Below are 9592 nucleotides of genomic sequence, written 5' to 3'. Positions count from 1 at the left end.
GAAAATCTGTTCTGTTCCAGCGCATTGCATCGACGCGATCGGCACTGCGATGCCCGTCGAAACACCGGGTGTAAACCGAAGATGGCGCCCGAGTCAAATCGAAAATGAAACACCATGTCATCGCTGCGGTGTTCAGGTCGCCGCAAGCTATTCATATTCGGCTCGATCCGGATATAACTAATAGCTTATTTTCGATGGAAATGGCAAATCCGGGGCACCGCCGCCTCACGGACAATTTCAATTCAGGAAGAATCGAAAGAGGCCGGGCAACGCCTCTTTTTTGGAAATTCGCGGACTAAGGTTTTACGCGAATCGATCAATGACTCTCCTTGCCGGGTGCCGGCATGGGAGTTCGCGGAAATCGATATCCAGCTCGGGACCGGCCGGTCCCGCAGCATCAGGTCAGGGCTGTCCGCCCTTTACCTTCCCCGGCTTCCCGGAAGCCTTGGCCGGACGCTTCGCAGGCTTGCCCGCGGCCGGCACCGGCATGCTGCGCGCCTCGCCCTCGCGCGCCGACTTCATGTGCCCGCTCTCGCCGATGGTCATGCCGACGATGCGTGCGAGCTGCCGGCTCACGCTGATGTATGCGTGGCCCAGGCGGCTGTCGAAGTACAGCGAGTCGCCGCGCGCCATGTGCACCACCTCGCCGTTCTCGAAGTGCACCTCGATCTCGCCCGAAAGCACATAGGCGAACTCCTCGCCTGCGTGCCGCACGAAGTCTTCCGGCCCGTGGATCTGCCGCGCGTGCACCGTGCCGACGATGGGGCTCATCTGCTTGCCCGCCGCCGTGGTGCCGAGGAATTCATAGGCGATGGAAAGCCCCTTGTAGACCACCCCCTTGCCCGAGCGCGTGACCACCGGGCCGTCGAGCTGCGCGGGCTTGACGCCGGCGCCGGCGAACATCGCATTCATGTCCATCTCGAGCGCGCGGCCCAGCGCGGTGAAGTTCTCGTAGCCCAGCGCGAGTTGTCCGCGCTCGGCGCGCGAGATGGTGGTGATCGACACGCCAGAGCGCTCGGCCAGCTGCGCCAGCGTCCAGCCGAAGCGCTTGCGCGCGGTGCGCAGGCGGTTGCCGAAGGTGACGCGGTCCAGCGTGGGCGGCTCGTCCCTGGGCTTCGTGCCCGTCTTGGTCCCTGTGTGTGGATTCACGCTTGGCTTTCTCTTGTGATGCCGGTGGATTCTGCCAGCCGGCGCCTGCGCCATCCATGACGGCCCGCATGACGCGGGCCCGGAATTTGCGTATGCGCAAATTGCGTTAGCGCAAATTTCACCGATGCGGTGCACCATGGTTTCCCCTTGGTACCCTCGAATCAATTTGCGTATCCGCAAATTTCTTCCTACACTTTTCGCCGATGACTTCCAGCACTCCAGAGCCCATCGTGGCTGACTTCCTCGTGATCGGCGGCGGCATCGCCGGGGCCTCGGTGGCCCACTGGCTCGCCCCGCACGCACGCGTGATCCTTCTCGAACGCGAATCGCAACCGGGCTACCACTCCACCGGCCGGTCCGCCGCCCTCTTCATGGAAAGCTACGGCACCGCGCAGGTGCGCGCCCTCACCATGGCGAGCCGCGCCTTCCTCGAACATCCGCCCGAAGGCTTCAGCGAGCATCCGCTGCTCACCCCGCGCGGCGCGATGATGGTCGCCGGCGCCGAGCACATGGCCGAGCTCGAAGCCCACTGGGAAGTGCTGCGCGCCATGGACACCGGCGCCTCCCGCCTGAGCGGCGAGCAGGCGCGCGAGATGGTGCCCGCGCTGCGCCCCGAGCAGGTGCTGGGCGCCGTGTACGAGCCCGACGCCGCCGACATGGACGTGCACGCCATCCACCAGGGCTACCTGCGCGGCATGCGTCGCGCGGGCGGCAAGCTGGTGTGCGACGCGGGCGTGACAGCCATCGAGCGCGTGGGCGAGCGCTGGCGCGTCGAGGCCGGCGGCGCGGTCTACGAAGCGCCCGTGGTTCTCAACGCCGCCGGCGCATGGGTCGACACCATCGCGCGCATGGCCGGCGTGCCGCCGCTGGGCATCGAGCCGCGCCGGCGTTCCGCATTCATCTTCGCGCCGCCCGAGGGCCAGAGCGTGGCGCACTGGCCCATGGTGTTCGGCGCCGACGAGGGCTGGTACATCAAGCCCGACGCCGGCATGCTGCTCGGCTCGCCGGCCAATGCCGACCCGGTCGAGCCACAGGATGTGCAGCCCGAGGAGATGGACATCGCCATCGCGATGCACCGCATCGAGGAGGCGACCACGCTCACCATCCGCCGCCCCACGCGCACCTGGGCCGGCCTGCGCTCCTTCGTGGCCGACGGCGACCTGGTCGGCGGCTTCGAGCCCGGCGTGCCCGGTTTCTTCTGGGTCGCGGCACAGGGCGGCTACGGCATCCAGACCTCGGCCGCCATGGGCGAGGCCTGCGCCGCGCTCGCACGCGGGCTGCCGCTGCCGGAGCGCATCGCCTCCTTCGGGCTCACGGCGGAAATGCTGGGCCCGCAGCGGCTGCGCGCGGCCGCGGGCTGAGCCCGGCCTGTTTTCTCCCACACACACAGAACCACTCCACGAGGTCCGACCATGCGCGTCTTCAGTGCTTCCCTGGCCACCGAAACCAACACCTTCGGCCCGATGCCGACGGGCCTCGCCTCCTTCAAGGACCGCGGCTACTTCCCCGCCGGCAAGCACCCCGAGGCGATGACGCTCTTCTCGGGCCCGCTGTGGGCCGCACGCATGCGCGGCGCCGACAAGGGCTGGACGCTGTTCGAAGGCATGGTGGCCGGCGCGCAACCCAGCGGCACCACCACGCGCCACGCCTACGAGACGCTGCGCGACGAACTGCTGAACGACCTGCGCGCGGTGCTGCCGGTCGACATGGTGCTGCTCGGCCTGCACGGCGCGATGGTGGCCGACGGCTACGACGACTGCGAAGGCGACCTGCTGGCGCGCGTGCGGCAGATCGTCGGGCCCGACGTGGTGATCGGCGCGGAGCTCGATCCGCACAACCACCTCACGCCCGAGATGATCTCCAACGCCGACGTGATGATCTCCTTCAAGGAGTACCCGCACACCGACGTGCTCGAGCGCGGGCTGGAGCTGGTCGACATCTGCGCCGCCACGGTCGAGGGCAAGGTGCGGCCGGTGGCGGCGGTGGTCGACTGCGACATGATCGTCACCGTCCACACCTCGCGCCAGCCGGCGCGCGGCTTCGTCGAGCGCATGCAGTCGCTCGAAGGCAAGGACGGCGTGCTCTCTATCTCGCTCACGCACGGCTTCTCGTGGGGCGACGTGCCCGAGATGGGCACCAAGGTGCTGGTCTACACCGACGGCGACAAGGCGAAGGCCGACATGCTGGCGCGCCAGCTCGCCGACGAGGTCATCGCGATGCGCGACGGCCTCACCGTGAACTACCCCGGCATCGATGCATCGCTCGACGAGGCCCTGGCCTTCGACGGCGGCCCGGTGGTGATCTCCGACGGTGCCGACAACCCCGGCGGCGGCGCCGCGAGCGACTCCACATTCATCCTGCGACGCATGGCCGAACGCGGCATCGCCAACGCGGCGCTGGGCCCGCTGTGGGACCCGATCGCGGTGCGCATCGCCTTCGACGCCGGCGTGGGCGCGAAGCTGCCGATGCGCATCGGCGGCAAGATCAGTCCGCTGTCGGGCGACCCGCTCGACCTCGAATGCACCGTGAAGGCGCTCAAGCACGACCTGGTGATGACCGGCCTGGCCGGCACGCCCACGCTGATGGGCGACAGCGCGCTCGTCGAGGCCAACGGCATCGAAATCGTGCTGATCACGCTGCGTAACCAGGCGATGGGCACCGACCTGTTCACGCAACTGGGCTGCGACCTTGCCGCGAAGAAGATCATCGTCGTGAAGTCGTCGCAGCACTTCTACGCTTCGTACTCCAAGGTGGCGAAGCACGTCATCTATGCAGGCGCGCCGGGCGCCGTCACGCTCGACCTGAACACGCTGCCCTATCGCAAGGCCCGCCTGCCCAAGTGGCCGATCGGCGTCGCGGCCTGAGCCGCCCTTCTTTCGCCTCCTCTTTTCCTGCTGCCTTCCCTCACCGGAGAACCGACGATGAAACGACGGACGCTTGGCGCTCTTGCCGCCCTGGCCCTTTCCACCGCCTTCGCGGCGAGCCTTCCCGCGCATGCCCAGACGCCGCAGCCCAAGACGCTGAAGGTGGTGGCGCATGCCGACCTGAAGATCCTCGACCCGACCTTCACCACCGCCTACATCTCGCGCAACTTCGGCTACATGGTGTACGACACCCTCTTCGCGCAGGACGCGAGCGGCAAGCCGCAGCCGCAGATGGTGGAGAAGTACAACGCCTCGAAGGACGGCAAGCAGTGGAGCTTCACGCTGCGCCCCAACCTCAAGTTCTCCGACGGCGGCGCCGTCACCTCGGCCGACGCGGTCGCGTCGCTGCAGCGCTGGGCCGCGCGCGACAGCCTCGGCCGCGCCATGACGGCCAGCGGCGCCGAGTGGAAGGCCACCGACGCGCGCAGCTTCACGCTCACGCTCAACGAGCCCTTCGGCATGGTGCTCGACGCGCTGGCCAAGCCCTCGGGCTTTCCGCCGGTGGTGCTGCCCGAGCGGCTGGCCAAGATGCCCGCCACCGCGCCGCTGACCGAAGTGCTGGGCTCCGGCCCGTACGTGTTCAAGCGCGACGAATGGGTGCCGGGCAACAAGGCCGTGTTCGTGCGCAACCCCAACTACGTGGCGCGCAGCGAACCGCCGAGCGGACTGGCCGGCAGCAAGAAGAGCAACTTCGACCGCGTCGAGTGGCTCTACCTGCCCGATGCCAACAGCGCGGTGGCCGCTCTCAAGCGCGGCGAGGTCGACATCATCGAGCAGCTGCCGCCCGACTACATCGCGCCGCTGCGCACCGATACGGGCGTGAAGATCGGCTCCGGCGGCGCCTACCAGGGCTTCCTGGTGATGAACCAGCTGCATGCGCCCTTCAACAACCCGAAGGTGCGCCAGGCACTGCTGCAGGCCGTGAGCCAGGAGCGCTTCATGGCGGCCATGGGCTTCCCGCTGGACATGCGCATGGCCTACTGCGCCACCTACTTCATCTGCGGAAGCCCCAACGACACCGCGGCCGGCGCCGAGCCCTACCGCAAGGCCGACGTCGCCAAGGCCAAGAAGATGCTCGCCGACGCCGGCTACAAGGGCGAGAAGGTGGTGCTGCTGGTACCCAGCGACGTGCCCTACCTGAACGCCGAGGCGCTGATGGCAGCACAGACCATGAAGAGCATCGGCCTGAACGTCGATGCCCAGACCATGGACTGGGCCTCCATCGGCGCACGCCGCGCCAAGCGCGATGCGCCCGACGCCGGCGGCTGGAACATCTACGTCACCGTGGCCGGCGAATTTGACGCCAACTCGCCCATCAGCAACGCCTACCTGAGCGCGGCCTGCGGCAATACCCTGCCCGGCTGGCCCTGCGACAAGCAGCTGGACGACTTGCGCACCGCCTGGCTGAAGGAAACCGTTCCCGCCAAGCGCAAGGAGCTGCTCGACGCCTTCCAGGCCCGCGCCTACGAGGCCGTGCCGTACATCAACGCCGGCCAGTACTCGGCCGCCTTCGCCGCGCGCACCAGCCTGAAGGGCCTGGACAAGCTCTGGTCCGGCATGCCGACGGTCTGGGCGCTCGACAGGCAGTAAGGGCCGGAGGGGCACCGCCATGGGCTACATCGTTCGACGCTTCATCGCGACCCTGCCCGTCATGGCGGTGGTGGCCGTGGTGGTGTTCCTGCTGATCCACCTCTCGCCGGGCGACCCGGCCGCACTCATCGCGGGCGACCTCGCCACCACCGAAGACATCGAGAAGCTGCGCGCCGCGCTGGGCCTGAACCTGCCGCTGTGGCAGCAGTTCGGGCTGTGGATCGGCAAGCTCTTCACCGGCGACCTGGGCACTTCGATCTTCACGCAGATGCCCGTCACGCAGCTGCTGGGCCAGCGGCTGGAACCCACGGTGTCGATCGCCGCGCTGACCATGCTCATCACGCTGGTGGTGTCGGTGCCGCTGGGCACGCTCGCGGCCTACCGCGCGGGCAGCTGGATCGACCGGCTGGTGATGCTCTTCGCGGTGCTGGCCTTCTCGGTGCCCGTCTTCCTGGTGGGCTACCTGTTGGTCTACAGCTTCGCGATCCAGCTGCCGTGGTTTCCGGTGCAGGGCTACGTGCGCTTCGCAGAGGGCCCGGGCGAGTGGCTGCGCTCGCTGGTGCTGCCCTGCGTGAACCTCGCGCTGGTCTACATCGCGCTGGTGACGCGCATGACGCGCGCCACCGTGCTCGAAGTGCTGCACGAGGACTACATCCGCACCGCCCGCGCCAAGGGCCTGGGCGTGCTGCCGGTGCTGGGCCATGCGCTGCGCAACGCGGCCATTCCCATCGCCACCACCGTGGGCGCGGGCATCGCGCTGCTGATCGGCGGCGTGGTGGTCACCGAGACGGTGTTCGCCATTCCCGGCGTGGGCCGGCTGGTGATCGACTCGGTGCAGCGGCACGACTACCCGGTGATCCAGAGCGTGCTGCTGCTGTCGGCGGGCGTGTACGTGCTGATCAACCTGCTGATCGACCTGAGCTACCGGCTCTTCGATCCGCGCATCCAGTACTGAACCACCCATGTCCTCCGTACTTCCCATGAGCGACATCGACGTGCCCGCGACGCCCGCCACCGCTGAAGTCGCACCGCCGGTCGAGCCGCCTTTCGGGCCGCCGCGCTTGCGCTGGCTGCGCAAGCACCCGACGCTGATCATCGGCGCGCTGCTGCTGATCGCGGTGGCGGCGCTTTCCATCGCCGCGCCCTGGATCGCTACGCACGACCCGCAGGACATCGACCCGCTCGCGCGCATGCAGCTGCCCTCGGCCGAGCACTGGTTCGGCACCGACGCGCTGGGCCGCGACGTGTTCAGCCGCGCCGTGTGGGGCGGGCGGGTGTCGATGATCGTGGGCGCGTCGGTGGCGCTGCTGGCCACCTTCTTCGGCGTCGCGCTCGGGCTGGTGGCCGGCTTCGTGCGCTGGGCGGACGGGCCGATCATGCGCGTGATGGACGGGCTCATGGCCATACCGGGCATCCTGCTGGCCATCGCGCTGATGGCGGTCACGCGCGCCAGCCTGACGACGGTGATCGTCGCCATCACGGTGCCGGAGATTCCGCGCGTGGTGCGGCTGGTGCGCTCGCTGGCGCTCACGCTGCGCGAGCAGCTCTTCGTGGAGGCCGCGCATGCGGTGGGCACGCGCCTTCCGGTGATCCTGGTGCGCCACGTGCTGCCGAACACCGTGGCGCCGCTGATCGTGCAGGCCACCTTCGTGGCCGCGGCCGCCGTGCTGACCGAGGCCGCGCTCTCCTTCCTCGGCGTGGGCGTGCCTTCGCAGACGCCGAGCTGGGGCAACATGATGGCCGAGGGCCGCAACTTCGTGGCCGTGGCGTTCCACATCATCCTGTACCCGGGCCTGCTGCTGGCGGCCACGGTGCTGGCCATCAACCTGCTGGGCGACGGCCTGCGCGACGCGCTGGACCCACGCCTGGCGCGCCAACTCTGAGCGAGGCAGCCCCATGACCATCGCCATGTCCCACGCAGCGCTGGCTCCCGGCGAGCCGCTGCTCGAAGTCGACGACCTGCGCACGCACTTCCTCACGCCCGGCGGCGTGGTGCGCTCGGTCGACGGCGTTTCCTACACGGTGCGCGCGGGCCGCACGCTCGGCGTTGTCGGCGAGTCGGGCTGCGGCAAGAGCGTGACCGCCCTGTCGATCCTGCGGCTGGTGCCCACGCCGCCCGGCCGCCACATGGGCGCGGTGCGACTGCGCGGCACCGACCTGATGCGGCTGAGCGAGCGCGAGATGCGCCAGATCCGCGGCAACCGCATCTCGATGATCTTCCAGGAGCCGATGACATCGCTGAACCCCGTGCTCACCGTGGGCCGGCAGATCGCCGAGACGGTGCAGCTGCACCAGAAGGCCAGCCGCGCCGACGCGATGAAGCGCGCGGTCGAGATGCTGCGCGTGGTGCAGATCCCGGAGCCCGAGCGCCGCGTGAACGAATACCCCCACCAGCTCTCCGGCGGCATGCGCCAGCGCGTGATGATCGCGCTGGCCCTGGCCTGCAACCCCGAGGTGCTGATCGCCGACGAGCCGACGACCGCGCTGGACGTGACGATCCAGGCGCAGATCCTCGACCTCATCAAGCGGCTGCAGAAGGAGCTGGGCATGGGCGTGGTGATGATCACGCACGACCTTGGCGTGGTCGCCGAGAGCTGCGACCGCGTGGTCGTCATGTACGCCGGAAAGAAGGTGGAGGAAGCCGACGTGATCGACCTGTTCGACCGCCCGCTGCACCCCTACACCCGCGCGCTGATGGCCTCGATGCCCGCCATGAACACCGCGAGCACGCGGCTCACCGAGATTCCGGGGCTGGTGCCGGCCGCGCACGAACTGGGCCGCGGCTGCGCCTTCGCGGCACGCTGCAGCCAGGCGCGCGAACGCTGCCGCGCCGAAAACGCCGCGGCTGACGCAGCAAGGCGGCGACCATGTCGTGGCCTGCTTCGCCGTCGAGGAAAACTGGGCCGGTGCCGAGGAGATCGCCGCATGACGACAACCGCTGCAACGCCCTTGCTGAAGGTGCGTGACCTGCGCAAGCACTACACCACTCCCAAGCGCTGGCTGCGGCCGGCCAGGCCTCCGATCCAGGCGGTGAACGGCGTCTCCTTCGACGTCGCACGCGGCGAGACGCTGTCGCTGGTCGGCGAATCGGGCTGCGGCAAGACGACCACGGCCAAGTCGGTGATGCGGCTGGTCGAGCCTACCTCGGGCTCGGTGCAGCTCGAAGGCCGGGAGCTGCTGTCACTCTCCGCCGAGGACATGCGCATGCGCCGGCGCGACCTGCAGATCATTTTTCAGGACCCGTATGCCTCGCTGAACCCTCGGCTGACGGCCGGCGACATCGTGACGGAACCGCTGCGGAACTTTGGCATGGGCGCGGCCGCCGAGCGGCGCGAACGGGTGCAGTGGCTCTTCTCGCGCGTCGGGCTGCGGCCCGAAGCGGTGAAGAAGTTCCCGCATGAATTCTCGGGCGGTCAGCGCCAGCGCCTGGGCATCGCGCGCGCCCTTGCGCTGAATCCGAAGCTGATCGTGTGCGACGAGCCGGTGTCGGCGCTCGACGTGTCGGTGCAGGCGCAGGTGGTCAACCTGCTGATGGACCTGCAGGCCGAGTTCGGCATCGCGTACCTCTTCGTCGCACACGACCTCGCGGTGGTGCGCCACATCAGCCATCGCGTGGCGGTGATGTACCTCGGCCACATCGTCGAGATCGCCGACCGCGACACGCTGTTCTCGGCGCCGCTGCATCCTTACACCGAGATTCTTCTGTCGGCCGTGCCGGTGCCCAATCCGCGCACGCCGGCGCGCCGCATGCTGCTGCAGGGCGATCCGCCGAGCCCGGCCAATCCGCCCTCGGGCTGCCGCTTCCACACCCGCTGCCCGATGGCGCAGGCCGTGTGCAAGGAGAAGGCGCCGGAGCTGAGCGAGCGGCCTTCGTCGTCCGCGACCGGAAGCCACCTGGTCGCCTGCCATTTCCGCTGAAGAAAGGATTC

7 protein-coding genes and 1 pseudogene are annotated in these 9592 nt (G+C 68.8%); 7 read left to right on the top strand and 1 reads right to left on the bottom strand.

Annotated features, from left to right (window positions below; all coding sequences use genetic code 11):
- Nucleotides 1-402: 402 nt before the first annotated feature.
- Complete coding sequence (locus tag ACHMXA_RS12115) at nt 403-1149, bottom strand: XRE family transcriptional regulator (protein WP_176664604.1); 747 nt, start codon at nt 1147-1149, stop codon at nt 403-405.
- 203 nt (nt 1150-1352) lie between these two features.
- Here ACHMXA_RS12115 and ACHMXA_RS12110 point away from each other — a divergent pair, with 203 nt between their 5' ends.
- The 7 genes and pseudogenes from ACHMXA_RS12110 to ACHMXA_RS12080 all read left to right on the top strand — a co-directional run bounded on the left by ACHMXA_RS12110 (nt 1353) and on the right by ACHMXA_RS12080 (nt 9581).
- Complete coding sequence (locus tag ACHMXA_RS12110; RefSeq protein WP_176664603.1) at nt 1353-2510, top strand: FAD-binding oxidoreductase; 1158 nt, start codon at nt 1353-1355, stop codon at nt 2508-2510.
- A gap of 51 nt (nt 2511-2561) precedes the next feature.
- Nucleotides 2562-4013: a M81 family metallopeptidase gene (locus ACHMXA_RS12105; RefSeq protein ID WP_176664602.1), complete on the top strand. Its 1452-nt coding sequence runs from the start codon at nt 2562-2564 to the stop codon at nt 4011-4013.
- A 57-nt stretch (nt 4014-4070) separates the two neighbouring features.
- Entirely contained in the window at nt 4071-5663 is a 1593-nt protein-coding gene (locus ACHMXA_RS12100) for an ABC transporter substrate-binding protein (RefSeq protein ID WP_176664601.1), read from the top strand.
- 19 nt (nt 5664-5682) lie between these two features.
- Nucleotides 5683-6618 (top strand): ABC transporter permease, encoded by a 936-nt coding sequence (locus ACHMXA_RS12095; RefSeq protein ID WP_007831166.1) that lies wholly within the window; start codon nt 5683-5685, stop codon nt 6616-6618.
- Between the two features lie 7 nt (nt 6619-6625).
- Nucleotides 6626-7546, top strand: a complete 921-nt coding sequence (locus ACHMXA_RS12090) for an ABC transporter permease (RefSeq protein ID WP_256098957.1) — start codon at nt 6626-6628, stop codon at nt 7544-7546.
- A gap of 13 nt (nt 7547-7559) precedes the next feature.
- A pseudogene (locus ACHMXA_RS12085) lies at nt 7560-8592 on the top strand (ABC transporter ATP-binding protein).
- Nucleotides 8589-9581 carry an ABC transporter ATP-binding protein gene (locus ACHMXA_RS12080; RefSeq protein ID WP_176664599.1) on the top strand — a complete coding sequence of 331 codons (993 nt, stop codon included), beginning with the start codon at nt 8589-8591 and terminating at the stop codon, nt 9579-9581. Before ACHMXA_RS12085 ends, ACHMXA_RS12080 begins: the two are co-directional and overlap by 4 nt.
- Nucleotides 9582-9592 lie beyond the last annotated feature (11 nt).

Origin of the sequence: Variovorax sp. UC74_104 (assembly GCF_044055375.1) — a bacterium.
Classification (GTDB): domain Bacteria; phylum Pseudomonadota; class Gammaproteobacteria; order Burkholderiales; family Burkholderiaceae_C; genus Variovorax.
Note: the sequence above shows the minus strand (reverse complement) of the source record. Positions and strands in the feature narration are given on the sequence as shown.